Annotated in this window: 21 protein-coding genes; 8 read left to right on the top strand and 13 right to left on the bottom strand. The window is 67.0% G+C overall.

Annotation, left to right across the window (positions count from 1 at the left end):
- Nucleotides 1-127 precede the first annotated feature (127 nt).
- The 4 genes from pflB to AC1AYD_RS01295 all read right to left on the bottom strand — a co-directional run bounded on the left by pflB (nt 128) and on the right by AC1AYD_RS01295 (nt 5,977).
- A complete protein-coding gene (pflB, locus tag AC1AYD_RS01310) occupies nt 128-2,503 on the bottom strand; it encodes a formate C-acetyltransferase (protein ID WP_476501836.1) in 2,376 nt (791 codons plus the stop codon).
- Nucleotides 2,504-2,711: 208 nt separating this feature from the next.
- Nucleotides 2,712-2,918 carry a hypothetical protein gene (locus AC1AYD_RS01305; RefSeq protein WP_476501837.1) on the bottom strand — a complete coding sequence of 69 codons (207 nt, stop codon included), beginning with the start codon at nt 2,916-2,918 and terminating at the stop codon, nt 2,712-2,714.
- Between the two features lie 41 nt (nt 2,919-2,959).
- Nucleotides 2,960-4,657 carry an NAD+ synthase gene (locus tag AC1AYD_RS01300; RefSeq protein ID WP_476501838.1) on the bottom strand — a complete coding sequence of 566 codons (1,698 nt, stop codon included), beginning with the start codon at nt 4,655-4,657 and terminating at the stop codon, nt 2,960-2,962.
- 75 nt (nt 4,658-4,732) lie between these two features.
- Nucleotides 4,733-5,977 carry a M20 metallopeptidase family protein gene (locus AC1AYD_RS01295; protein WP_476501839.1) on the bottom strand — a complete coding sequence of 415 codons (1,245 nt, stop codon included), beginning with the start codon at nt 5,975-5,977 and terminating at the stop codon, nt 4,733-4,735.
- A 146-nt stretch (nt 5,978-6,123) separates the two neighbouring features.
- On the opposite strand from AC1AYD_RS01295, the gene AC1AYD_RS01290 reads away from it, so the two are divergent.
- Entirely contained in the window at nt 6,124-6,927 is an 804-nt protein-coding gene (locus tag AC1AYD_RS01290) for a Cof-type HAD-IIB family hydrolase (RefSeq protein ID WP_476501840.1), read from the top strand.
- 133 nt (nt 6,928-7,060) lie between these two features.
- On the opposite strand, the gene AC1AYD_RS01285 is transcribed toward AC1AYD_RS01290, so the two are convergent.
- The 7 genes from AC1AYD_RS01285 to AC1AYD_RS01255 form a co-directional block, all read right to left on the bottom strand.
- Entirely contained in the window at nt 7,061-7,600 is a 540-nt protein-coding gene (locus AC1AYD_RS01285; RefSeq protein ID WP_101622857.1) for a peptidylprolyl isomerase, read from the bottom strand.
- 123 nt (nt 7,601-7,723) lie between these two features.
- Nucleotides 7,724-8,404 carry a methionine ABC transporter permease gene (locus AC1AYD_RS01280; protein ID WP_476501841.1) on the bottom strand — a complete coding sequence of 227 codons (681 nt, stop codon included), beginning with the start codon at nt 8,402-8,404 and terminating at the stop codon, nt 7,724-7,726.
- Nucleotides 8,405-8,406: 2 nt separating this feature from the next.
- Nucleotides 8,407-9,225: a methionine ABC transporter ATP-binding protein gene (locus tag AC1AYD_RS01275; protein ID WP_476501842.1), complete on the bottom strand. Its 819-nt coding sequence runs from the start codon at nt 9,223-9,225 to the stop codon at nt 8,407-8,409.
- 119 nt (nt 9,226-9,344) lie between these two features.
- Nucleotides 9,345-10,184: a MetQ/NlpA family ABC transporter substrate-binding protein gene (locus tag AC1AYD_RS01270; protein WP_476501843.1), complete on the bottom strand. Its 840-nt coding sequence runs from the start codon at nt 10,182-10,184 to the stop codon at nt 9,345-9,347.
- Nucleotides 10,185-10,385: 201 nt separating this feature from the next.
- On the bottom strand, nt 10,386-12,716 hold the full coding sequence (locus AC1AYD_RS01265; RefSeq protein WP_476531926.1) for a RelA/SpoT family protein: 2,331 nt from the start codon (nt 12,714-12,716) through the stop codon (nt 10,386-10,388).
- Nucleotides 12,717-12,793: 77 nt separating this feature from the next.
- Nucleotides 12,794-13,276, bottom strand: a complete 483-nt coding sequence (dut, locus tag AC1AYD_RS01260) for a dUTP diphosphatase (protein WP_476501845.1) — start codon at nt 13,274-13,276, stop codon at nt 12,794-12,796.
- On the bottom strand, nt 13,276-13,569 hold the full coding sequence (locus AC1AYD_RS01255) for a DUF4193 domain-containing protein (RefSeq protein ID WP_034530006.1): 294 nt from the start codon (nt 13,567-13,569) through the stop codon (nt 13,276-13,278). The genes dut and AC1AYD_RS01255 overlap by 1 nt, the downstream gene beginning before the upstream one ends.
- A gap of 153 nt (nt 13,570-13,722) precedes the next feature.
- Here AC1AYD_RS01255 and sepH point away from each other — a divergent pair, with 153 nt between their 5' ends.
- A complete protein-coding gene (sepH, locus tag AC1AYD_RS01250) occupies nt 13,723-14,802 on the top strand; it encodes a septation protein SepH (RefSeq protein ID WP_476501846.1) in 1,080 nt (359 codons plus the stop codon).
- Nucleotides 14,803-14,863: 61 nt separating this feature from the next.
- On the opposite strand, the gene AC1AYD_RS01245 is transcribed toward sepH, so the two are convergent.
- Entirely contained in the window at nt 14,864-16,201 is a 1,338-nt protein-coding gene (locus tag AC1AYD_RS01245) for an alkaline phosphatase family protein (RefSeq protein WP_476501847.1), read from the bottom strand.
- Nucleotides 16,202-16,319: 118 nt separating this feature from the next.
- Between AC1AYD_RS01245 and AC1AYD_RS01240 the strand changes: the two genes are divergently transcribed.
- The 6 genes from AC1AYD_RS01240 (at nt 16,320) to AC1AYD_RS01215 (ending at nt 23,372) form a co-directional block, all read left to right on the top strand.
- The gene (locus AC1AYD_RS01240; RefSeq protein WP_476501848.1) at nt 16,320-18,998 is read left to right on the top strand and encodes a DNA gyrase/topoisomerase IV subunit A; all 2,679 of its coding nucleotides are present in this window, start codon (nt 16,320-16,322) and stop codon (nt 18,996-18,998) included.
- 320 nt (nt 18,999-19,318) lie between these two features.
- The gene (locus AC1AYD_RS01235) at nt 19,319-19,990 is read left to right on the top strand and encodes a hypothetical protein (protein WP_476501849.1); all 672 of its coding nucleotides are present in this window, start codon (nt 19,319-19,321) and stop codon (nt 19,988-19,990) included.
- Complete coding sequence (locus AC1AYD_RS01230; RefSeq protein WP_476501850.1) at nt 19,977-20,306, top strand: transcriptional regulator; 330 nt, start codon at nt 19,977-19,979, stop codon at nt 20,304-20,306. The genes AC1AYD_RS01235 and AC1AYD_RS01230 overlap by 14 nt, the downstream gene beginning before the upstream one ends.
- Before the next feature lie 161 nt (nt 20,307-20,467).
- The gene (locus AC1AYD_RS01225) at nt 20,468-21,820 is read left to right on the top strand and encodes an ATP-binding cassette domain-containing protein (RefSeq protein ID WP_476501851.1); all 1,353 of its coding nucleotides are present in this window, start codon (nt 20,468-20,470) and stop codon (nt 21,818-21,820) included.
- The gene (locus AC1AYD_RS01220) at nt 21,817-22,530 is read left to right on the top strand and encodes a hypothetical protein (RefSeq protein WP_476501852.1); all 714 of its coding nucleotides are present in this window, start codon (nt 21,817-21,819) and stop codon (nt 22,528-22,530) included. Before AC1AYD_RS01225 ends, AC1AYD_RS01220 begins: the two co-directional genes overlap by 4 nt.
- A 191-nt stretch (nt 22,531-22,721) precedes the next feature.
- Nucleotides 22,722-23,372: a response regulator transcription factor gene (locus AC1AYD_RS01215; RefSeq protein ID WP_476501853.1), complete on the top strand. Its 651-nt coding sequence runs from the start codon at nt 22,722-22,724 to the stop codon at nt 23,370-23,372.
- A 97-nt stretch (nt 23,373-23,469) separates the two neighbouring features.
- Here the strand turns inward: AC1AYD_RS01215 and AC1AYD_RS01210 are convergent, their stop codons facing one another.
- Complete coding sequence (locus AC1AYD_RS01210) at nt 23,470-24,318, bottom strand: inositol monophosphatase family protein (RefSeq protein WP_476501854.1); 849 nt, start codon at nt 24,316-24,318, stop codon at nt 23,470-23,472.
- Nucleotides 24,319-24,797: the final 479 nt, after the last annotated feature.

Below are 24,797 nucleotides of genomic sequence, written 5' to 3'. Positions count from 1 at the left end.
TCCGAGTGATGCACGGAATAATCGTAATCGTATTGGTTGTTGCAGTTGTCGCATAAGGAAGGGGTGGGACGAATCCCACCCCTTCATCGTTCTACCGCTTCACGCGGCCGCTGGTCTCCGACGGGAATCAGTCGGTGACGGCGCCCTGGTGGAAGGTACGGGAGATGACGTCGAGCTGCTGCTCCTTGGTGAGCTTGACGAAGTTCACCGCGTAGCCGGAGACGCGCACGGTCAGGTGCGGGTACTTCTCCGGGTGCTCGACGGCGTCCTCCATGGTCTCCTTGCGCAGGACGTTGATGTTCGCGTGGTAGAGGCCGTGGCCGTTGCCGGCGTCGAGGATGCCGACCAGGTTGCCGATGCGCTCCTCCTCGTCGCGACCGAGGCCATCGGGGGTGATGGTGTTGGTCAGCGAGATGCCGTCAAGCGCGTCGTTGTAGTCGATCTTGCCGACGGAGAACATGGACGGCAGCATGCCGTGGGAGTCCATGCCGTTCTCCGGGTTCGCGCCCGGGGCGTACGGGGTGCCCTTCTTGTGGCCGGACGGGAAGGAACCGGTGTTCTTGCCGTACTCGACGTTGGAGGTGATCGTCAGGATGGACTGGGTCGGGACGGCGCCGCGGTAGACCGGCAGGCGCTTGACCTGGCCCATGACCGTGGAGACGACCCACTTGGCGATGTCGTCGGCGCGGTCGTCGTCGTTGCCGTAGATCGGGAACTCGCCCTCGGTGCGGTAGCCGACGACCAGGTCGTCATCGGCGCCCTCGACGTACTCGTACTCGTGGCCTTCGAGGTTCTTGGCCTCGGCGTTGGTGATCGGGTACACCTTGGCGTACTTGATCGCGGCGAGGGAGTCGGCGGCGATGGACAGACCGGACATGCCGCAACCGAGGGTGCGGTACACCTCCTTGTCGTGCAGGGCCATCTCGATGGACTCGTACGCGTACTTATCGTGCATGTAGTGGATGATGTTCAGCGCCATCACGTAGGTCTCGGACAGCCATTCGAGGGCCTTCTCGTAGTTGTTCTTGACCTTCTCGTAGTCGAGGGTGCCGTCGGCCTCCGGGAGGATCGGGTCGATCACGCCCTTGTCGATGACCTGCATGCCGGTCATCTCGTCGCGGCCTCCGTTGATGGCGTACAGCAGGGCCTTGGCGGAGTTCACGCGGGCGGCGAAGAACTGCATCTGCTTGCCGACGCGCATCGGGGAGACGCAGCACGCGATGGCCGCGTCGTCGCCCCAGTGGCCGCGGATCTCACGGTCGGACTCGTACTGGATGGCCGAGGTGTCGATGGAGATCTTGGCGCAGAAGCGCTTGTAGCCTTCCGGCAGCTTCGGATCCCAGAAGATGGTGATGTTCGGCTCCGGGCCGGGTCCGAGGTGCTCGAGGGTCAGCGTGTTGAGCAGACGGAACGAGGTCTTGGTGACCAGCGGACGACCGTCGTCGCCGAAGCCGGCGTCGGACCAGGTCGCCCAGTACGGATCGCCGGAGAAGATGGCGTCGTAGTCCTTGGTGCGCAGGAAGCGCACGATGCGCAGCTTCATGACGATGTTGTCGATGAGCTCCTGGGCGTCGGTCTCGGTGATCTTGCCGGCCTGGAGGTCGCGCTCGATGTAGCAGTCGAGGAACGCGGAGTTGCGGCCGAAGGACATGGCGGCGCCGTCCTGGGACTTGATGGAGGCGAGGTAGCCCATGTAGGTCCACTGCACGGCCTCCTGCGCGGTCTGCGCCGGGCGGGTCAGGTCGAGGCCGTACTCGTTGCCGAGGTTGATGAGCTGCTTGAGGGCCTTGATCTGCTCGTCGTGCTCCTCGCGGAAGCGGATCCAGTGCTCGATCTCCGGCTCGGTGAAGTCGTTGCGGTACGGCACGGAGTCCTTGTCGCGCTTCTTGAAGGCGATCAGCTTGTTCACGCCGTACAGGGCGACGCGGCGGTAGTCGCCGATGATGCGGCCGCGGCCGTAGGCGTCCGGCAGACCGGTGAGGATCTTGTTGTGGCGGGCGACCTTGATCTGCTTGGTGTACACGCCGAAGACGCCGTCGTTGTGCGTCTTGCGGTACTTGGTGAAGATCTTCTTGATCTCCGGATCCGGCTCCTTGCCGGCCTCCTTGATGGCCTGCTCGACCATGCGCCAGCCGCCGTTCGGCATCATCGCGCGCTTGCAGGGGACGTCGGTCTGCAGGCCGACGATCACGTTGTCGACCTCCGGGGAGTCGATGTAGCCGGCCGGGAAGGCGTCGATGCCCGCCGGGGTGTGGGTGTCCACGTCGTAGACGCGCTGCTTGCGCTCGACGGCCAGGTAGTTGTCGTCGAGGTACTTCCACAGGTGCTTGGTCTTCTCGGTGGCGGGGGCGAGGAAGCTCTCGTCGCCGGTGTACGGGGTGTAGTTCTTCTGGATGAAGTCACGAACGTCGATGTCCTTCTGCCAGTTGCCGCCCTCAAAGCCGTCCCACGCCTTCGCGTCGAGCTCTTCCGCGGTCAGTGCAGCAGATTCAACAGCTGTCATTTCCACTCCTTGGTGTTGTATCTTCCGACGCACCTTCGTCGTCGTTGTCTCCCAGTGTAACCGCCAGAAAATGGGAAAAGGCGCAAAACGGGCGTGACATATCTCACATTGCGTTATCGTTCACACGCCCGTTCCGCGCCGGTTTCCATCGGTTGCCGCAATCGGCGGCGGCCAGGGGGCTCACGCCCCGGAGCCGTCGCCATGGCCGCTACGCCTTATGCGGCCGGTCCCAGTCGAGGTTCCACTGCCGGTCCTGCTCCTTCCAGAGGGTCTCGCGATCCTGGAAGATCTTCCACGCGTCGAGCGCGTCCTCGCGGGACTTGTACGGCCCCATGCGCTGCTCGATCGGGGATTTCGGCCCCTGTTCGGGTTCCCCGGTGACCATGTTGAAATACCATCGCGTGTCCTTCGCCATGATGATCTCCCTTCTGCAATGGCACGACTGGTTATTCGCGGTTACTCGCGGAACGCGTTGGTGATCGGCAGGCGGCGGTCGCGGCCGAACGCGAGCGCGGTGACCTTCGGCCCCAGCGGGTATTGGCGGCGCTTCCATTCGGCGCGGTCGACGAGACGCATCACCGTGTCGACGGTCTTCTCGTCGAAGCCGTCGGCGAGCAGGTCGGCGCGGCCGTGCGCGTGCTCGATGTACGCGGCGAGCACCTGGTCGAGCAGCTCGTATTCGGGCAGCGAATCGGAGTCCTTCTGCCCGGGGCGCAGCTCGGCGGACGGCGCCTTCTCGATGGAGGCGACCGGGATCATCACGCCGTTCTCGAGCGGCGTGCCCGGCTCCCCCGCCTCGTTGCCCACGATCTTCAGGCCGCCTATGCCGACGCCGGCCGCGGCCGCCTTGTTGCGCCAGCGGGACAGCTCCCACACGCGCGTCTTGAGCAGGTCCTTGATCGGCGCGTAGCCACCGACCGCGTCGCCGTAGATCGTGGAGTAGCCGCAGGCGAGCTCCGACTTGTTGCCGGTGGCGACGGCGAGCAGCCCCTTCGAGTTCGAGTAGGCCATGACGATGACGCCGCGGATGCGCGCCTGCAGGTTCTCGGCGGCCACGCCGTCGAGGTCGAGCTGGCCCTGGAACGCCTTGAACAGCGGCTCGATGGGCTGCACGTCGTAGTGGGCGCCGATGTTCGCGGCGAGGTCGGCCGCGTCGTCCTTGGAACCGTCGGAGGAGTACATGGAGGGCATGGAGATGCCGTGCACGTTGTCGCCGCCGACCGCGTCGGCCGCCATGGCGGCGACGAGCGCGGAGTCGATGCCGCCGGACAGGCCGAGAGTGACTCCGTGGAAGCCGTTCTTGGCCATGTAGTCCTTGAGGCCGAGCACGCAGGCGGTGTACACCTCCTCGTCCGGGTCGAGCTTCGGCGCGACCGTGGACTTGGCCTGGTGCACCTTCGCCGTGTCGAGCGTCCAGAAGGCGAGGTCCTCCATGAACATGGGGGCGCGTTCGAGCAGCGTGCCGTCGGCATCGACGACGAAGCTGCCGCCGTCGAAGACGAGGTCGTCCTGGCCGCCGACCTGGTTCACGTAGATGAGCGGCGCCTCCACTTCGGCGGCGCGGCGCTTCGCCAGTTCGAGGCGCACGTCGGTCTTGCCCTCCTCGTACGGGGAGCCGTTGATGGTGACGAGCGCGTCGATGTCGCGGCCGGCGAGTTCGGCGACGGGGCCGCCGTCCTGCCAGATGTCCTCGCAGATGGCGACGCCGAGGCGGGCGCCGTCCACGTCGAGCACGACGGAGCGTTCGCCGGCCTTGAAGATGCGGAACTCGTCGAACACGCCGTAGTTGGGCAGGAAGTGCTTGTCATAGCCGGCCCACACGACGCCGTCGTGCAGCACGACGAGACGGTTGTAGGGCTTGGAGGTCTCATGGTCGGTGCCGACGGTGCCGACCACCACGTACAGGTCGCGCAGTCCCTCCTTCCTGAGGGATTCGGCGAGCCCGTTGGCCTTGTCCCATGCGGCCTGGCGGAACGTGCGGCGCAGGGCGAGGTCCTCGATCGGGTATCCGGTGAGCGTCATCTCCGGGAAGACGACGACCTTGGCGCCGTCGGCGGCGGCGCGGCGGCTGTAGTCGAGCACCTTGTCCGCGTTGGCGTCGAGCGCGCCGACGCAGGTGTCGATCTGGGCGAGTGCGAAGCGAATCTGTGTCATGTCTCCCTATCCTAATCCGTGGTCGTCGTCCGTCCCGTCAACGCCGTCCCGCGGCGTCATCCCGTCCCCGTCGCGTCAGCGCGCGGCGGCGCCGTCGCCGGTACCGGAGGCGCCGAGTTCGGCAAGCACGCGCAGCGCGGCGTTCACGTAGAAGTCGACGAACGTGGGGATCGACGCGTCGAGGCCGACGAACCGGGGGCTGTGCCAGTCGGCGCATCCCTCCGCACCGTTCGAGCCGATGAACGCGAACACGGAGCGGGTCGTGCGCGCGAACTCGCAGAAGTCCTCCCCCGCCATGGACGGGCGGATCGGCTCCAACGCCGCGTAGCCGCGCACGTCGGCGGCGACGGCGCGCGCGAGCGGCGCGTCGGAGACGACCGGATCCTGGAAGTCGTCCCACGTGACGTCCGCCGTGATGCCGAACGCCTCCGCCGTATGCCCGACGACCGCCTTGAAGCGGCGTTCGGCGAGCAGGCTGTCCTCCTTGTGGAAGTAGCGCACGGTGCCCTGGAAGCCGGCTTCGGCGGGCACGACGTTCCACACGCGGCCGCCGTGCACCTCGGTGATGGACAGGACCAGCGGGTGCAGGGCGTTGACGTTGCGGCTGACGATGGTCTGCAGTTCGAGCACCATCGACGCGAGCGCCTCGATCGGACCGGTGCCCTTGTGCGGGTATCCGGCGTGCGTGCCGTCCGCGTGGAGCGTCACCTGGAAGCGCACGCAGCCGGCCATCATCGGCTCGACGCCGACCGCGACCTCGCCGGGCGCGTAGTTCGGGTTGTTGTGCGTGCCGATGATCGCGTCCACGTCGTCGAGAAGCCCCGCGTCGAGCATCGCGAACGCGCCCTGGCCGGTCTCCTCGCTTGGCTGGAAGAGGATCTTCACGCTGCCGGCGAACCGGTCGCGGTGCTCGGCGAGCCAGAACGCGGCGCCGAGCAGTCCGGTCATGTGCAGGTCGTGGCCGCAGCCGTGCATGACGCCCTCGTTGACGGAGGCGAACGGCAGGCCCGTGTCCTCGACGATGGGCAGGCCGTCGATGTCGGCGCGCAGGGCGACGCGCGGCCCGGGTCCGCCCTCGCCGCGGATGAGCCCGACGACACCGGTCTCCAACGGGTTGTCGAGCACCTCCACGCCGTGCGTCTTCAACTGGTCGGCGAGGTAGATGCTGGTGTCGTATTCCTTGAAGCTGCGTTCCGGATGCGCGTGCAGGTAGTGCCGGATCGCGACGAGGTCCGGGTCGGACTCGACGTGCCCGACGACGGCGGAGGCGGTGATGTCGGTTGCGTGGTCTGTGCGGTCTGTTGCGTTGCGTTCGCTCATACGCCCGATTGTAGGTCGTGCCCGCGTGGACGGGACGGATACGTCCGTCGACGGTTCCGACACCCGTTCCGCCCGTCGTCTCCCCTCACCTCCCTAGACTGGGATGCGGAACGATCCGATTCCTGCGATTCCCGCGAGGAGGCACCATGACCACGCCCGACATCCGCGCCGCGTTCTTCGACATCGACGGCACACTCACCAGCTTCGTGACGCACACGATCCCGCAGTCCACGATCGACGCGCTGCACCGGCTGCAGGCGAAGGGCGTGAAGGTGTTCATCTGTTCGGGCCGCGCGCCCAGCCACATGACCGTCGTGCTCGACATGATCCCGGTCACGTTCGACGGCATCGTCGGCCTGAACGGCCAGTACTGCGTCGACCATGACGGCTTCCTGGAGAAGGAGGCGCTCGACCCGCAGGACGTGCGCACGATCGTCGCCTGGCTGGACCGCCACCCGGACGTGGTGGCGAACTTCTGCGAATCCGACTACGTGTACTTCAACCAGGTGACCGAGCCGATGCGCGCCACGTGGAAGCAGCTCGGCAAGACCGCGCCGAAGGTGTTCGTCGACGACCCGCATACGCGCCCCGCGACGCATGAGACGTTCCAGGTGAGCCCGTACATCGGCGACGAACAGGAGAAGGAGATCGTCGGATTGTGCCGCAACGTGGCGGGCGTGCGTTGGCATCCGGACTTCGTCGACCTGATTCCGGCCGACGGCGGCAAGCCGAAGGGCATGGAACGCTTCATGCGCCACTACGGCTGGACGCGCGAACAGGTGATGGCGTTCGGCGACGGCGGCAACGACGTGACGATGCTGGAATTCGCCGGCATCGGCGTGGCGATGGGCAACGCGACCGAAGGCCCGAAGGCCGCCGCCGACTACGTGACCGACGACGTCGACCACGACGGCGTGATGAACGCTCTCAAGCACTTCCACGTGCTGTAAGAGAGGACCCCCTCAGTCGGCCTGCGGCCGACAGCTCCCCCTGAAGGGGGCGCAGAACGGATTGCGCCCCCTTCAGGGGGAGCTGTCCCGCGAAGCGGGACTGAGGGGGTCTATGCCGTCTCTACCGCGATCGTCACTCCGCGACGTCGACGGAAAGGATCACGGCCGGTTCGGTCGGACGGTCCATCGGGTCGGTGGGCAGCGCCTCGAGCTTGTCGACCACGGCCTTGGACTGGTCGTCGGCGACCTCGCCGAAGATCGTGTGGTGGCCGTCGAGCCACGGGGTCGGCACGGTGGTGATGAAGAACTGGGAGCCGTTGGTGCCGTGGATCTTCCCGTCGCGGCCGCGGCGCAGGCCGGCGTTCGCCATGGCGAGCAGGTAGGGGCGGTCGAACTTGAGCGTCGGGTCGATCTCGTCGTCGAAGTCGTAGCCGGGGCCGCCGGTGCCGTTGCCGAGCGGGCAGCCGCCCTGGATCATGAAGTCCTTGATGATGCGGTGGAAGCTCAGGCCGTTGTAGAACTTGCCGTGGGAGGGCTGGCCGGTGTACGGGTCCGCCCACTCCTTCTCGCCGGTGGCGAGGCCGAGGAAGTTCTTCACTGTCTCCGGGGCCTTGTCGTCGAACAGGTTGATGGTGATGTCACCTTCGGAGGTGCGCATGATGATCGTAGTCATGGCGTCAAGTCTGTCATAGTCGCAAGACGACGGGGACGGACCCATGGAACGGCGTCGGCCCGCGTCCGTCCCGATGCGGGGACGGACGCGGACCGACGGCATCGCGGACGATCGCCTGCGCAATCAGCGGACGTGGTGGTCGATGCGCTTGGCGAACCAGTCGCCGAACGACTGGATGACCTGCACGAGGATGACGCTCAGGATCACGGCGACGAGCATCACGTCGTACTCGTAGCGCTGGTAGCCGTAGCGGATGGCGATGTCGCCGAGGCCACCGGCGCCCACGGTGCCGGCCATCGCCGAGTAGCCGAACAGGTTGATGAACGTGATGGCGGCGCCGCGCACGAGCGACGGCAGGCTTTCGAACAGAAGCACCTTGGTGACGATCTGCCAGTTGTTCGCGCCGAAGCTCTGCGCGGCCTCGATGAGGCCGCCGTCCACGTCGGCGAGCGACTGTTCGACGACGCGAGCCACGAACGGCGCGGCGGAGATGACGAGCGGCACCATCGCGCCTTCGACGCCGAGCGACGTGCCGACGATGAGGCGCGTGAACGGGATGATGGCGACAAGCAGGATGATGAACGGGATGGAACGGCCGATGTTCACGATCCAGCCGAGCACGGTGTTGAGCGGGCGGTTCGGCCAGATGGACTTGGCACCGGTGATGGTGAGGAGCACGCCGAGTGGCACGCCGATCACGTAGGCGAGCAGCGTAGAGCCCGCGGTCATGATGAGCGTATCGCGGGTGCCTTCGAGCATGAGCTCGCCGTAGTTCGCGATGAATTCGGTGATGGTCTGTCCCATGGTCAGCGTGCCTCCTCATGCTTCGCGGCGGCCTTGGCCGGCTCGACCGGCTTGCCGTCCTCGTCCTCGTCGCGTCCGTTCTGCTCCTCGGCGCTGGCGATGAGCGCCTTGAGGATGTCGCTCTGCGGGTTCGCGAACAGTTCGGCGGTCTCGCCGGTCTCGACGATGTAGCCGCCGTCGATCATGGCGACGCGGTCGCAGATGTTGCGGGCGACGGACAGCGAGTGCGTGATGATGACGAGCGTGACGCCGAGCTCGCGGTTGATGCGGCGCAGCAGGTCGAGGATCTGCACGGTGGTGGTGGAGTCGAGGGCGCTGGTCGCCTCGTCGCACAGCATGATCTTCGGCTCGTTGGCGAGGGCGCGCGCGATGGCGACGCGCTGCTGCTGACCGCCGGACAGCTGACTCGGATACCGGTCCTCGAACCCTTCGAGGCCGACGAGGCGCAGGAGGCGCTTGCCGCGTTCGATGCGCTGCGCCTTCGGACGGTGCGCGAGCTCGAGCGGGAAAGTGACGTTGCGCAGCACGGTGCGCTGCTGGAACAGGTTGAAGTCCTGGAAGATCATGCCGATCTTCGTGCGCAGCTCGGCGAGGTCGCGCCCGGTGACGTGCGAGACGTCCTTGCCGTCGATGACGACCTTGCCTTCGGTGGGGCGCTCGAGCAGGTTGATGGTGCGCACGAGCGTCGACTTGCCGGCGCCGGAGGAGCCAAGGAAGCCGAACACCTCGCCGTCGTTGATGGTCAGGTTGATGTCGTGGAGCACCTCGTGCGCGTCCGCGCCGGTGCCATAGCTCTTCTTGAGATGGTCGAATTGGATCATGGATCGTTCCTGTCGTATGTGGTCGTGATATGCACGATGCCGCACGATATGGCGGTGATTCGCGTCGGACGCGTCACCCGTATACCGTGCGGCATGCTAGCGGAAGGGCTGGAGACCGATCAGAAGACCGGGACGACCGCGCCCTTGTAGTTCTTGTTGATGTAGTCGCGGACCTCGCTGGAGTTGAGGGCCTTCTTGAGCTCCTTGGTCTTCGCGGTGTTCTCGTTGCCCTTCTTGACGACCAGGATGTTCGCGTAGGTCTTGGCGGCCAGGCCTCCGGCCTTCTCGATCTGCAGGGCGTCCTTGGTGACGTCGAAGCCGGCCTGGATGGCGTAGTTGCCGTTCAGCGCGGCGATGTCCACGTCGTTGATGACGGTCGGCACGACGGCCGCCTCGAGCTCCTTGAACTGGAGGTTCTTCGGGTTGGAGGTGATGTCCTTCGGCGTGGCGTTGATGTCCTCCGGATCCTTGAGCTTGATCAGGCCGGCGTCCTGCAGGAGCAGGAGGGCGCGCGCCTCGTTGGTGGCGTCGTTCGGGACGGCCACGACGGCGCCGTCCTTGAGGTCGGCGATCTTCTTGGTCTTGCCCGGGTACAGGCCGAACGGCTCGAAGTGCACGGTCTCGACGGAGACGAGGTGGGTGCCCTTCTCCTTGTTGAAGTTGTCGAGGTACGGCTTGTGCTGGAAGTAGTTGGCGTCGACCTCGCCGTCCTCGGTGGCGGTGTTCGGCTGCACGTAGTCGGTGAACTCCTTGACCTCGAGTTTGTAGCCGTCCTTCTCGACGATCGGCTTGACGGCCTTGTTGAGGATCTCCGCGTGCGGGGTCGGGCTGGCGGCCACGGTGATGGTCTTGTCGTCCTCCTTGCTGGTGGCGGTGGACGAGCTGCCGCAGCCGGACAGGCCGAGCGCGGCGACGGCGACGACGGCCAGGGCGGCCGCGGCGGACTTGGTGAAGCGCATGATGTCTTCCTCTCTCAATTCATCATCCATATCGGCGGTGAACGGCCTTCGCCGTTCCCAACGCTTCGCCACTATACAAACGTTTGCCGCGCGCAACGCGGTACCGTAATCGACGTTGCTTATAGCGCGCGCCTCACGCGACACGCGAACCGACACGCGCCGCGTATCACGGCCTCGACGCCGGGACGCGCCGCCGCATGCTCACTGCATGCGGCGCAGGCGCGGCTCGGCGGAGTCCTTCGCGCCGGTGATGCGGTACACGTCGAACACGCCTTCGATCTTGCGCACGGCGGCGAGCAGGGTGTTGAGGTGCTGCGGGTCGGCCATCTCGAAGCTGAACTGGCTGGTGGCCACGCGGTCGGAGCCGGTGGAGATCGAGCCGGAGATGATGTTCACGCCGTGGTCGGAGAGCACGCGCGTCACGTCGGAGAGCAGGTTGCGCCGGTCGAGCGCCTCCACCTGGATCTTGACCATGAACACGCCCTTGGTGCTCGTCCATTCGACCTCGACGACGCGTTCGGGCTGGCGGCGCTGCAGGTCGATCATGTTCTGGCAGTCGGTGCGGTGCACGGACACGCCCTGGTTGCGCGTGATGAAGCCGATGATCTTGTCGCCGGGCACGGGCATGCAGCAACGGGCGAGCTTGACCCACACGTCGCCGACGCCCTTGACGGACACGCCGGAGCTGCTGTTCGTCTTCTGACGCGTCTCGACGGGCTTGAGCGGCAGGACCTCCTGTTCGATCTCCTCGTCGACCTCGTCGGCGCCCGCGTCCTTGACGAGATGCGAGATGACGTTCTGCGTGGAGATCTGGCCGTCGCCGATGGCGGCGAACAGGCCGTCCGCGTTCGGGAAGTTGAGTTCGTCGGCCACGCCGATCAGCGCCTCGGGCGTGAGCAGCGTGTTGATGGGCAGGCTGCGCTTGCGCATGGCGCGGGTCAGTTCGTCGCGGCCCTCCTCGATCGCCTCGGAGCGGCGCTCCTTGGAGAACCACTGGCGAATCTTGTTGCGCGCCTTCGGGCTCTTCGCGAAGCTCAGCCAGTCGCGCGACGGGCCGGCCGTGTCCGACTTGGAGGTGAGGATCTCGACGGTGTCGCCGTTCTCGAGCTTCGTGTCGAGCGGGACGAGACGCCCGTTGACGCGCGCGCCCATCGTGCGGTGGCCGACCTCGGTGTGCACCGCGTAGGCGAAGTCGATGGGGGTGGCGGCCGCCGGCAGGGAGATGATCTTGCCCTTCGGCGTGAACACGTACACCTCGGCCGAGCCGAGGTCCTCCTTGAGCGAGCCGAGGAACTCGTTGGAGTCGGGGGTCTCGCTGGTCCAGTCGGCGAGCTGCTGAATCCACTTGAGGTTGTCGGCCTCGCTCAGCTCCTGGTTCTCGGAACCCTCGCGCTTGCGGTCGGACTTGTCGGGCGAGCTCAGCGCGCGGCCGGCCTGGCCGTTCTCCTTGTACTTCCAGTGCGCGGCGATGCCGAATTCGGCGCGCCGGTGCATGTCCCACGTGCGGATCTGGATCTCGACGGGCTTGCCGCCGGGGCCGACCACCGTGGTGTGCAGCGACTGGTACATGTTGAGTTTCGGCATCGCGATGTAGTCCTTGAACCGGCCGGGCACCGGGTTCCACCGCGCGTGCACGGCGCCGAGCGCCGCATAGCAGTCCTGGATCGAGTCAACGATGATGCGCACGCCCACCAGGTCGTAGATGTTGGCGAAATCGTGGCCGCGCACGATCATCTTCTGGTAGATGGAGAAGTAGTCCTTCGGGCGCCCGGTCACGTACGCCTTGATGTGCTGCTCGTCGAGGTCCTCGTTGATCTCGGCGAGAATCTGCTTGAGGTACACATCGCGCTGCCCGGCGCGGCGGGCGACGAGCACGACGATCTCGTTGTAGATCTTCGGATAGATGACCTTGAAGCTCAGCTCCTCAAGCTCGGTCTTGATGGCGTTCATGCCGAGGCGGTTGGCGAGAGGCGCGTACACGTCGAGCGTCTCGTGCGCCTTCTTCACGGCGCTGGAGGTCTTCACGTAGCGCCAGGTGCGCGCGTTGTGCACGCGGTCGGCGAGCTTGACGACGAGCACGCGCACGTCGCGGCTCATCGCGACGACCATCTTGCGGATGGTCTCGGCCTGCGCCGAGTCGCCGTATTCCATCTTCGAAAGCTTGGTGACGCCGTCCACGAGGCCGGTGACGGTGTCACCGAACTCGGCACGGCACTGGTCGAGCGTGTAGTCGGTGTCCTCCACCGTGTCGTGCAGCAGGCCGGCGGCCACGACGAGCGGTCCCATGCCGAGGTCGGCGAGGATCTGCGCGACGGCGAGCGGGTGGATGATGTACGGTTCGCCCGACTTGCGCCGTTGCGCGGAATGCTGGATCACGGCGCGGCGGTACGCGCGTTCGAGGATGGTCAAATCCTCGCCGGGATGGTGCACGCGGCACGCCTGCATGATCGGCAACAGCGGATTGATCGGATCGGTGCTGACCTCGCATCCCAGTTTGCGTGCGGAATCGAATTCCATATCGTCGCCCGCCATGGCGCACCTCCCTCGCTCGTATGGATTTCCATCCTAACGCGTCTTCCACGCGTCCGACGCGTTTATCCTACCGCGTATCAGGCGACTCCCGTGGAGCCGAAGCCCCGTTCCGCGCGGTCGGATCCCGGCAGCGTCTCGGCGGGGACGAACCTCGCCTCGACGTAGCGCTGGATGACGAGCTGCGCGATGCGGTCGCCGACCTCGAAGCGCGCGGTGCGCTCCGGGTCCAGGTTGATGAGCGGCACCTTGATCTCGCCGCGGTAGCCGGCGTCGATGGTGCCGGGCGCGTTGAGCACGGTCACGCCCTGCTTGGCGGCGAGACCGGAGCGCGGATGCACGAGTCCCACGTAGCCTGCGGGCAGCGCGATGGCCACGCCGGTCGGCACGAGGGCCCGCTGGAACGGCTTCAGCTCGAACGCCTCGGCGGCGCGCAGGTCGGCGCCGGCGTCGCCCGCGTGGGCGTAGAACAGTCGGGCGAGTTCGGCCGGTTGGTCCGGATCGACGGCCTTGACGAGAACCTCGGTGTTCTCGGGTTCGTTGTACGCGGGATCGAAGGTCATCAGGCGGCGCACTCCTGGCACACGGGCTGGCCGTCGTCGGTCATGTAGGCGAGCTGGCTGCGGTGCTTGACGAGGAAGCACTCGGAGCAGATGAACTCGTCGCCCTGCATCGGGATGACCGTCACGGAGGAGTCCTCGTTGCTCAGGTCGGCGCCCGGCAGCTCGTAGTCCTCGGCAATGGCGTTCTCGTCGTCGTCGATGTCGCTCGATGAGTTCTGCGAGCCCTTTCCGAGAGCCTGCAGCGATTCCTCGTCCTCATCCTTGTTGCGGGGGGAATCATAATCCTGAGCCATCGCGATCCTTTCGTAGCACGGGGCCCACCGTGCCGGCGGGGCCCGAAGACTGGTTTACTCGCCCATAGAATACACGATTTCAAATACTCGTAAAGTTCGACACGTGGGGCATACTGTATTGTGATACAAGTTTTTGAGGAAAGTGGTGCGCGCATGCCTGACAATTCGCCTCGGGGGGCCCGTCTCGACCATGTCTCCGACGCCGGCGACCTGGTGTTCGAGGCGGGTGGTGAGCGTTTCGTCGTCACCGTGGACGACGCGTTGGAGCGGGCCCTGCTCGAGGCCAAGCAGATCCGTTCGGAGTCGATGAAGCGCCGCCAGCCGCACACGATGGACACGCTGCCGATCTCGCAGATCCAGCAGCTGATCCGCGCCGGCGCCGACCCGGCGAAGGTGGCCGCCCACTACGGTCTGGCCGAGGCGCTGGTGCGCCGTTTCTCCGCCTCGGTGCAGACGGAGAAGCAGTACGCGATCGAGCAGTTCAAGCGCGTGCCCGCGCCGAAGGGCTCCCGTCTGCGCACGATCGAGGAGATCATCGACATGACGCTGCTGGCGGCGCGCGTCGACCGGGACACGCTCACGTGGTCGGCGACCCGCCGCCATCATGAGCCGTGGCACATCGTCGCGCGGTTCATGTCCGCCGGGCGCAAAGTGCATGCCGAATGGACGTGGGACATGCACGACAATTCCATCGTCTGCCTCAACGCCGCGGCACGCAAGCTGATCGGCGAGCAGAGCCTCGGCGTCGGCCCGGAGCCGGCCGCCTCCGCCGCGGCGAGCGGCGTCGCTGGCGCGCCGGCGGTCACGCGGCAGCCCAGTCCGCGGCCGGCCGCGCCGGAAGCGGGCCACGGGGCCGCCGCGCAGCCGGCCGCGGCTCCGGTTCCGGCGACGTCTCCCGACGGTCTTTCCGTCGCACCGCCGTCGCCTTCGCTGCCGGCGGTGCGCCCGGAAGCAGAGGAGTCCCCCGATTCCGCCGCGCAGCAGTCCGATTCCCCGATGGCCACGACCACGGACGACATCCCCGTGTTCCGCACGAACGCGGAACCGGCTCCGGCCCCCGACGCCGGCGCGGCGGACGGCCAGACGTCGCCGGCGGGGGCGTCCGACGATGCGGCGCGTTCCGTCAATGCCGCCGGCGAGGAGCGCCCGCGCACGGAACGCGCGGAGGCGGCGCGACGCCGTTCGGGCCGTTCCGCCGTGCCCAGCTGGGACGAGATCCTCTTCGGCGAGTGACGGCCGGTGGTCTTCGCCGCCGTCCGTCCGCGCGATGCATCCCCTGTCTTGTCGACGGCCGTCAGGCCATGTCGATGAGGCAGGGGATATCCATTTCCAGCATGGTCTGGGAGCCGTGCACGCTGGGCAGTCTGGTCGCCTTGTCCGACTGGGTGCGGCTGTCGACGAGCGTGACTTGGCCGGCGGCCTGCACGATCACGTCGCCGAGCATCGGTGCGACGCGCGCGTCGACCGGCCCGAACAAGCCGTCGGCGACGGCCTCGCGCTTCGTGCGGACCAGCGCCTTCTCCCCCAGTCGGTCGCGCCACCTCGCGGCGATGTCTTCCGGGTTCTCGTCCTGCTCGGCGTAGAGCATGAGGGCGCGCGGCTCGCCGCCCACCAGACGCACGCCCCGCGCGAGCTCCGGTTCGGCGGCGATGTCGATACGTTCGCGCCCGTCCGACATGACCATGCCGTGATCGGCGACGATGACGATGAGCGTGCCCTTCGGCGCCTCGCGGGCGAGCAGGGCGAGCTGCGCGTCGATGCGCTCGAACGCGCCGATCCACTGCTCGGAGTCCCAGCCGTGGTTGTGGCCGACCTTGTCGGCGTCGCGGATGTACAGATAGGACAATCCGGGTTCGCGGGCGGCCCGCGCGGCGGCGCGCACGCGGTCGCGCGGCGTCACGCCCGACACGTAGGTCCCGCCGCGCAGCGCCGCCTCGGTGAGCGGCGACCCCTTGAACTTGGCGAGGCCTGAACTGGTGACGGGCACGCATTCGGCGGCGAGGCGCTCGAACACGGTGGGCTCACGCTGCAGGTCGTGCGGGTCGACGATCGGGTCGGCCGGCTGCGCCGCGAACCGGCCGCCGGGGCCGGCGGGCTTGGGCGCGAGCGCGTCCTTGAACTGGATGAGCTGCATGAGACGCCCCGACGACGGTTCCAGCTGCGTGTAGCCGGCCATGCCGGTCATCCCCGGGCAGGTGCCGGTGCCGAACGTGGCCATCGCGGCGACGGTGGTGCTCGGCGCGCACGTGGAGATGGGCCGCTGGTTGGCGGTGTCGCGCATGAGCGCGCGCAGGTAGGGGGCATGGCCGAGGCGCATGGCGAGGTTCCAATAGCCGAGGCCGTCCACGAGCACGACGATCGCGGAACGCGCGTCGGGCAGGCCGATCGCGGTCTGGAGCGCCTTCGGATCCTGGTGCACGCGGGTGGGCGTCGGATGCCCGATTGCCGCGGAGACGGCCGGCAGCACGGAGGACAGGTGCAGCGCGCCTCCGCGGACGCCGGGCGCGACGGAGGTTCCGTCCTCCGGGTCGCTGGTCGCGCGACGGGTCGTCCGGCCGGACGACCAGTCCCCGTACCGGGCGGTGTCCGTCAACCGCAGCAGCTCTTCCATCTCAGGCGTCTCCACACTCATGCCTCCCCATAGTAGTAGTCCGCTGCGGTCGGCTGGCGTCGGTCCGGCGGCCGGGGCGGCATGATGGCGGCATGATAGTATGTTGCGGGTTTTCAATCGTCTTCAGGGAGTCCGTCACATGGCATCACACCGCAGGTCCGCAGCCGCCGCGTACGATCCGCGCACGGTGAAGGAGCACATCGTCGAAACGCCGTTGAACGAGGAGATGAGCAAGTCGTTCCTCGAATACGCGTATTCGGTGATCTACGCGCGTGCGCTGCCGGACGCGCGTGACGGCCTGAAGCCCGTGCAGCGGCGCATCATCTACCAGATGGGCCAGATGAACCTCACGCCGGACCGTCCGTACATGAAGTCGGCGCGCGTGGTCGGCGAGGTGATGGGCAAGCTGCACCCGCACGGCGACTCCGCGATCTACGAGGCGATGGTGCGCCTCGCCCAGCCGTTCGCGATGAGGCTCCCGCTCGTGGACGGCCACGGCAACTTCGGTTCGCTCGACGACGGCCCGGCCGCCTCGCGTTACACGGAGGCGCGTCTCGGTCCGGCGGCGCTGGCGATGAACGCCGACATCAACGAGGACACGGTCGACTTCACGCCGAACTACGACAACAAGCTCAAGGAGCCGACGGTGCTGCCGTCGGCCATCCCGAACCTGCTGGTCAACGGCGGCTCGGGCATCGCCGTGGGCATGGCGACGAACATGGCCACGCACAACCTCGGCGAGGTGGTCGCCGCGGCGAAGCATCTGATGGCGCATCCGGACGCGACGCTCGAGGAGCTCATGCACTACGTGCCCGGACCGGACTGGCCGGGCGGCGGCATCGTGATCGGCCGCGGCGGCATCCGCGAGGCGTACGAGACGGGCCGCGGCACGCTCACCACCCGTTCGAAGACGCACATCGAGAACGTGACCGCCCGCAAGAAGGCGATCGTCGTGACCGAACTGCCGTTCATGGTGGGCCCGGAGCGCGTGCTCGAGCGCATCTCGGAGGGCGTGAAGAGCCGCAAGCTGGAGGGCATCACCAGCGCCATCGACCTGACCGACCGTCATAACGGCACACGCATCGTCATCGAGATCAAGACCGGCTACGAGCCGAACGCGGTGCTCGCCCAGCTGTTCAAGCACACGCCGCTGCAGGACAACTTCACCATCAACAACGTGGCGCTGGTCGACGGCCGTCCGCACACGATGGGATTGAGGGAGCTGCTTCAGGTGTGGGTGGAGCATCGCCGCGTGGTGGTGCGCCGCCGTAGCGAGTTCCGCCGCAGGAAGGCGTTGGAGCGCCTGCACCTGGTGGAGGGCCTGCTGCTCGCCATGGTGGACATCGACGAGGTGATCCAGGTGATCCGCACCTCCGACGACGCGGACACGGCGAAGAACCGGCTGATGGCCGTGTTCGACCTGGACGAGGTGCAGGCGCAGTACATCCTCGACCTGCGTCTGCGCAGGCTCACGCGCATGAGCCGCATCGAACTGGAGGCGGAGCGCGACGACCTGAAGAAGCGCATCGAGGAGCTGGAGCGCATCCTCGCCTCGGCGACCGAACTGGACCGCGTCGTCGTGCGCGAGATGGACGAGACCGTCGCGAAGTACGGGACGCCGCGCCGCACCGTGCTGCTCGACGAGGGTCCGGACGGCTCGCTCGCGCCGGTCGTCGCGAAGGGCGACGATTCCTCCGTCTCGCGCGAAGCGCTGCAGGCGGCGCGCGACGCGGCCACCGTCTCGTCGGTCGCCGCCGACGTGGCCGCCGCCACGGCCGCCGCGAAGAAGGCGGGCGAGGAGGCCCCGGTCGCCTCGGCGCTGCAGATCGACGACGAGCCGTGCGTGGTGATGCTGAGCGCGACCGGTCTGATTGCGCGCACCACGCCGAGCGCGATGGATGTGTACGCCGCCCGGTCCGCTTCGGACAAGCGCGTGAAGGACGACCAGATCCGCGCGATCTTCCCGACGACCACGCGCTCCACGTTCGCCTTGGTCACGTCCGCGGGCCGTCTCGTGCTCGCGCACGCCGTGGACCTGCCCGCCCTGCCTGCCTCGGAGACGCTGGGCGTGTCCGGCGGCGTGAAGGCGGACGAGCTGATCGGCATGACCGAGAGCACGGACCCGGTGGACGGCGAGCATGTGGTCGCCGCGTTCGCGATGGAACCAGCCGAGGAGGGCGGCACGCTGCCGCCGCTCGCGATCGGCACGCGCGGCGGCGTCGTGAAGCGTTGGAACCGCGAGGCGCCGACCACGATGGACTCGTGGCAGGTCATCGACCTGAAGGACGGCGACGAGGTGCTGGCCGCCGCGCCCGCCGCGGACGAGGACCGCATCGTGTTCGTCGCGTCCGACGCGTCGCTGCTCACGTTCGAGGCGAAGAACGTGCGTCCGCAGGGTCGCACGGCCGGCGGCATGGCCGGCATCCGTCTGGCCGCGGGGGCGCGCGTGCTCGCATTCGCCGTGGTGCCCGCCGGCAAGGTCGCGTGGACGTATGAGGAGGGCGAGAACGGGCTGGCGTCCGCATCCGGTGCGGTGGTGCTCACCGTGGCCGGCGACGAGGAGGCGCTTCCCGGCACGGAGAACGGTTCGGCGAAGGTGACGCCGCTGGAGATGTATCCGACGAAGGGCCGTGCGACGGGCGGCGTGCGTTCGCAACGCTTCCTCAAGGGCCAGAACACGTTGATCGCCGCCTACGTGGGCGCGTATCCGCTCAACGCCTCCACCGATTCGGGTGCTCCGGTCGACCTGCCGAAGCCGGACATGCGCCGCGACGGTTCCGGCACCGACCTCGCCGCCGCCATCGCCTTCGTCGGCTGATTCGGGACGGCATCGCCTCCCTCTGACGAGGGAGGTGGCCGCCAACGGCGGACGGAGGGAGAGAAGACGGCGGCCGTAGGCCATCTCTCCCCCAGTCGGCTACGCCGACAGCCCCCTCGTCAGAGGGGGCCACGTCACGGCGCGCCCCGGGGTTTGCCAAACGTTCATCCGACACACTTCACCCAAACTTGTTTCCGCATTGGAAAGTGATATTGTTTTCCATAACGGAAAGAGGTTTGGGCGTTCGTCATACCCGCTCGGATACGGCGCGCCGCTTCGACCTCCCGTCCCGCATCGCCGTTTGCACGAAGGAGGTCATCATGACGGAACCGAATGGCGAGAAGAACGACCGCATCGACGAAACGGCCATGTCCGGCATAACGCGGACGGAGCACATCGCGGCCACCGGCACGCCGCCGGACGTCATGGATGCGATGGCGTCGCTCGACGCATTGGATCTGGACCGCAACAACGTCGCGAATCGATTGGATGCAGGCACAAGGATTCCGAACACGATGATCGGAGGCATCCTCGGACTGGCGAACGCCGGACTGTACTGGTTCATCGGATGGGCGCTGCTCGCCGGGCACGGCGAGTTCACCATCATCGACGTGTGGATCTACGCCATCGTCGCCATACTGATCGTAGGCGGCTATGCGGCGCTGATGGCCCGCGCGCAACGCGTCACCGGCATCGGCATGTGGAACCGCCGGCAGCTCTCCCCAGCCCCGCATGCGCTGCGGGATGGCGGGTACCGCACGGCGTTCATCGTCTTCACCACATGCAGCTGCGTGGCCGTGCCGGTCGGCATGCTGTTACTCGGCCTGTTCTGCGCACCCTGGTGGCCCGCCCTGATCGGCATCCCCCTGTGCGCGCTGCTGTCCGCCGTGACCTACTTGCGGTATTTCGACGAATACATACGGCTGATGCGTGGGCCGCGCCCCACCGGAACGGGTTCACGCGAATCGGAGGCGCGTCATGACCGCGTCTGAACCGCATGACGCGAACGCCCCGGAACCGGTGTTCAACGAGGTCATCCATGCGCCGGTGCGCCTGCGCATCTGCGGACTGCTCGACACCTACGGCACGGTCCGGTTCGACACGTTGCGCGACACGATCGGCGTGAGCGACGCCACCTGTTCGAAGCATCTGAAGACGCTCGCCGACCACGGTTACGTCACGCTCGACAAGCGCGCCGGAGACGGCGGCAAGGCGTACAAGGTCACGTGGGTGAAGCTCACCACGGAGGGCGAGGCCGCGTTCCATTCCCATGTCGCCGCCCTCCGCGCCATCGTCGCAGGACGATAGCGGCTATTAATCGGCCTCCCTCTGACGCGACGAGGGAGGTGTCCGCCGAAGGCGGCCGGAGGGAGAGAAGACGAATGGCCGTCTCTCCCCCAGTCGGCTACGCCGACAGCCCCCTCGTCAGAGGGGGCCGATTCCCACGTCCTTCATCATCGGGCCCTTGCGTGAGCCTGCCCGAAATCCACTCTCACTTCATCATCGAGGCGCATATGCACGCGGTGTTCTATAGGAATCTCATCCAGTTGCGGCACGATCCGGCGAAACTGCTCGTCATCGGCCTCACCGTCATCGGTTCGGCGACGATCATCGCGCTCATCGCCGGAACGGATCTGACGACGAGACTCGCATCGCCGTTGTACCGGTGCGCGTTCGCCATCATCGGCGTGGGACTCGCACCGTTGACCGTGGACGCGTTCCGTGACGACGCAGCGGAAGGCGTCATCGCGGCGGCGCGTGCGAGCGGCCAAGCGCGGTGGCGGTACCCCGTGGCGCAACTCGTCACCGCGCTGCTGCCGCCCGCCGTACTGTCGCTGCTGCTCGCGACCGTCCCGACGTCGCTCATCCCGTCGCTGCGCCCGCTCGCCGAAGGCGGGCAGGGCATGGCGGCGGCGCTCACGCCGCTGCCGATCGTCGCCGCGACATACCTGTACCAACTCGTCTCCCACGGAAAGGCGATATTCATGACCACGAACACACTCGGCCACGCTATCGCGGACGGCGCATCGGACGCCGCCGTTCCCACCGCTCCCCTCGCCATCCGCGTGCGGGACCTGACGTTCGGATACAAACGCAACAAGCCGGTGCTCGAACACGTCGATCTGGACGTGCCGGAAGGCCAGTCGCTCGGCATCCTCGGCTATAACGGCGCGGGCAAGACCACGCTGTTCTCGCTCGTCACCGGACTGCTGCGCCCATGGCGGGGTTCCGCTGCGATCAACGCGGACGTGTTCCATTCGATGCGCGACGTGTTCCAACTGACCGAATCCGGCAATCTCGCGATGAACATGACCATACGCGAGAACCTCAGGTTCCGCGCGATGCTCTACGCCACGAGCGGCGACCCACATCCGATCGACCTCGGACATCTCGACACGCTGCCGATGGTGCGCGCATTCGAACTGCAGGACCATCTCGACAAGAAAGCGAAGGAGCTGTCCACCGGACTGCGCAAACGCGCGGGGCTCATGGCGGGACTGCTGCTCGACCCGAAACTCATCCTGCTCGACGAGCCGACGAACGCGGTGGACCCGATCACCCGCCAGCTGCTCATCGACCTGATGCGGCAGCTCAAGGCGGACGGCCGCACGATTCTCACCATCACGCACGACCTCGACTACTGCCGCCAGGTGGCCGACCGCGTCGTCGTCCTCGACGACAAGCGGATCGTCAGGGATTGCATGGTCGCCGGTTTCGCCGACGAGGACGCGTTCCGGAATGCGGTGACGCTCGGACGCGAACGCGACCACGTCGACTTCGGACTGCACGCGAATCCGGCGGAGGGAAAGGAGGCACGATGAAGGCGATACTGTGGCGCGATTGGCGGATCTTCCGCACGTCACCATTCTGCTGGGGCACGTTCGCCCTGTTCCTCACGACGATGCTGCTGATGGTCGCGTTCCTGACGTCGACGCCGGGCGGCGGCAACGACGCCGGCATCTCCGACGGGCTGATGTTCGCGATCATATGCGCGCCGATGACCGGCTGGTCCGCCACGTACAGCACGCTGCACACGCTGGACGCCAACCGGTCGATGTTCTCCGAATCGGCCAACGCCGCCGGCGGCGAGCACGCGGGCGACGGCACCATGGAGCTGTTCCGCTGCTCCGGCAGGCCGATGCTCACGTATTGCCTGGCGAAAAGCCTGCTGCCGATGGCGGTCGCCGAAACGATGACGCTGCTGATTATGGCGTACCTCGCATGGTGCGGGCTGATGACGGCGCACGGCACCCTGCCGATCCCCGATGTGCTGTTCACGCTCGTCGCGCCGTTGACGACCGCCTTCGCGCTCGAGGAGATGCTGCTCGTCATCGGCGGCGGTGCCTTGGGGATGACCGTCGGCATGCTGGTGTCGCCGGTGCTGGTGACCGGGTTCGTCGGCCTGTGCCTGCGTCTGCCGCTTGGCGGCGCGCCGGCGTTGGCCGTGGGGTTCGGCCTGGCGATGGCCGCCCTCACCGTGGCGCTGGCACGCAGGCGCTACCCGGACACGCTGCGCCCGGTGCGGGAGTGACGCATCCGCTTGCGCCCCCCTTCAGGGGGAGCTGCGTGACGTTCCGCCATGACGTTCGTGGTATCTCCCGATTGCGCCCCCTTCAGGGGGAGCTGGCCCGCGAAGCGGGACTGAGGGGGCATCGGACAGCCACTCAGCCGCACCGACACCGCACCGACGCTACTACACTTGTGGCGCAGGAGGCGACAATCATGAAACTGCTTGTGGCGGTGGAAGGCGTGGCCCTGTCCCGCGCGATCACGGATACGCTCGAACGCGCCGGTCACGTCGTGACCACGGTGGAGCCGGCGTTGGCCGGCACGTTCGGTTCGGCGGTGACGGACGCGATGCGCGACGACGAGAACGCGCCGTTCGACGCGGTCATCGTCGACACGCCGCAGGCGCTCGCCACGGCGTCCTCCGTGACGCCGCACATCAGATCGTTGCTGCTGGCGACGACCTCATCGCCCGCGCCCGAGCACTCCCCCGACGCGACGCTGCGCATGCCGTTCTCCGACACGGAACTGCTCGCCTACGTGGAGATGCTGTCGCGCGAGTCGAACGGGCTCGGCGCACAATCGATGATCATCCGCGGCGATCTGACGCTGGACCTTGCGAACCGCAAAGCCTATTTCGCGAGCACGCACCGGCCGATGCCGCTCTCCCGTCTCGAATACGACGTGCTGGAGGCGTTGGTGAAGGCGAACGGGCGGTTCGTGGGCTTGGACGATCTGCAGCGCGGTCTCGGCCGGTACTTCGCCGGAGAGGATCTGATCCGCAATGCGCTGTACACGCTGGATAAGAAGCTGCGGCACGCGGGGCTCAACCTGAACCAGCATGGGGATTCGTTCCGCGTGATGTGAGGCGGGCGTGAGGTGGGCGTGACGCGACGCGATGTGCGCGTGACGCGGGGCGGTCCCGTCGCGCCCGCCTCACGTCACGTGAGGCGTCGATCACGCATCATGCGAGATAACGGTCACGCAGCGCGGCGAAGATGGCGGGCGTGCCTGCGAGCACGCCGGTCTCGAGCCGATGGCCGAGGTCATGGCCCTCCCAGTCGCCGACCATGCCGCCCGCCTCGGTGACGAGCAGTCGGCCGGCCGCGTAATCCCACAGCTTGATGTCCATCTCGAAGTAGGCGTCGGCGCGACCGCACGCCACATAGGCGAGGTCGAGCGCGGCGGAGCCGGTGCGGCGAATGTCGGCCGAGTCGACGAACACGCGGCGCATGATCTCGAAATTGCGTGCCGCGAGCTCGTGATGGTAGGGCGACGTGCCCACGTTGACGAGCGATTTCGCCATGTCGGTCTCGCCGGACACGTGGATGGGCCGGCCGTCGAGATAGGCGCCGTGGCCCGCTTCGGCGGTGAACGTCTCGCCGCTGAACGGCTGGTATACCACGGCTTTGATGGTTGCGTCGCCGTCGAGCAGGGCGAGCGAGATGGCGCTGTGACGGAAGTCGTGGATGAGGTTCGTGGTGCCGTCGATCGGGTCGAGCACCCAGGTGAGGCCGATGAAGTCCGTATGCTGTTCGCCGTTCTCCTCGCCGAGGAACGCGACGTGCGGCCAACGGTCGGCGAGCGCGGCCTTGAGGAAGGACTGCACGCCCGTGTCGACCTCGGTGACGAAGTCGGCCACGCCCTTGACCGTGATGCGTTCGCGCGCGTCGGCCGAGGAATCCGCGAGCACGTAGCGGCGCGCGGCCTCGTGTACCAGTTCGGTCATGCCGGCGATGGTGATGGGGGCCGTGGCGGTGGGGTCTGTGATGTCTGGTGACGTGCTGGTGCCGGTGTGCATGTCCGTGTCCATTAGTTCCACTCCTTGACGCTGTCCGCCCGCGGCGGATTCGGTACCGCAGGGTGTGCCTGATTCACAGTGTAGGGCCCTCAGGGCGAACGTGTATGGTGTCGGGGCGAATGTGCATGGTTTGGAGAGGAACGTGTACGGTTACGGAGTGGTTGTGTAGGATTTCGGGGCGAACGTGCATGATTCGGAGGCGAACGTGTACGACGCCCTCGTGAAGACCCGCGAATCATGCCGACGGATGTCCAGCAATAACGGCGGAATTCCAAGGATTTCAAGACAATACCCTGCCGCTCATTCGCCTCTCGACCAGTCTTCTTCAGCGGCATACCATGCAGGTTGCCCGATTCGAGGTACAGGAAGCCCCAGAAACCATACACGTTCATGCCAGAACCATGCACATCCGAGACTGAGCCATACACATTCGATGCCACAGAGCGCCCCGTCTCCAATGCTTCCGCGAATCCGCACCAGCAAAACGTCTG

The sequence above is a fragment of the Bifidobacterium sp. LH_426 genome (assembly GCF_056356875.1).
The sequence above is the reverse complement of the archived record's forward strand: the minus strand, read 5'-3'. Positions and strand labels throughout refer to the sequence as shown.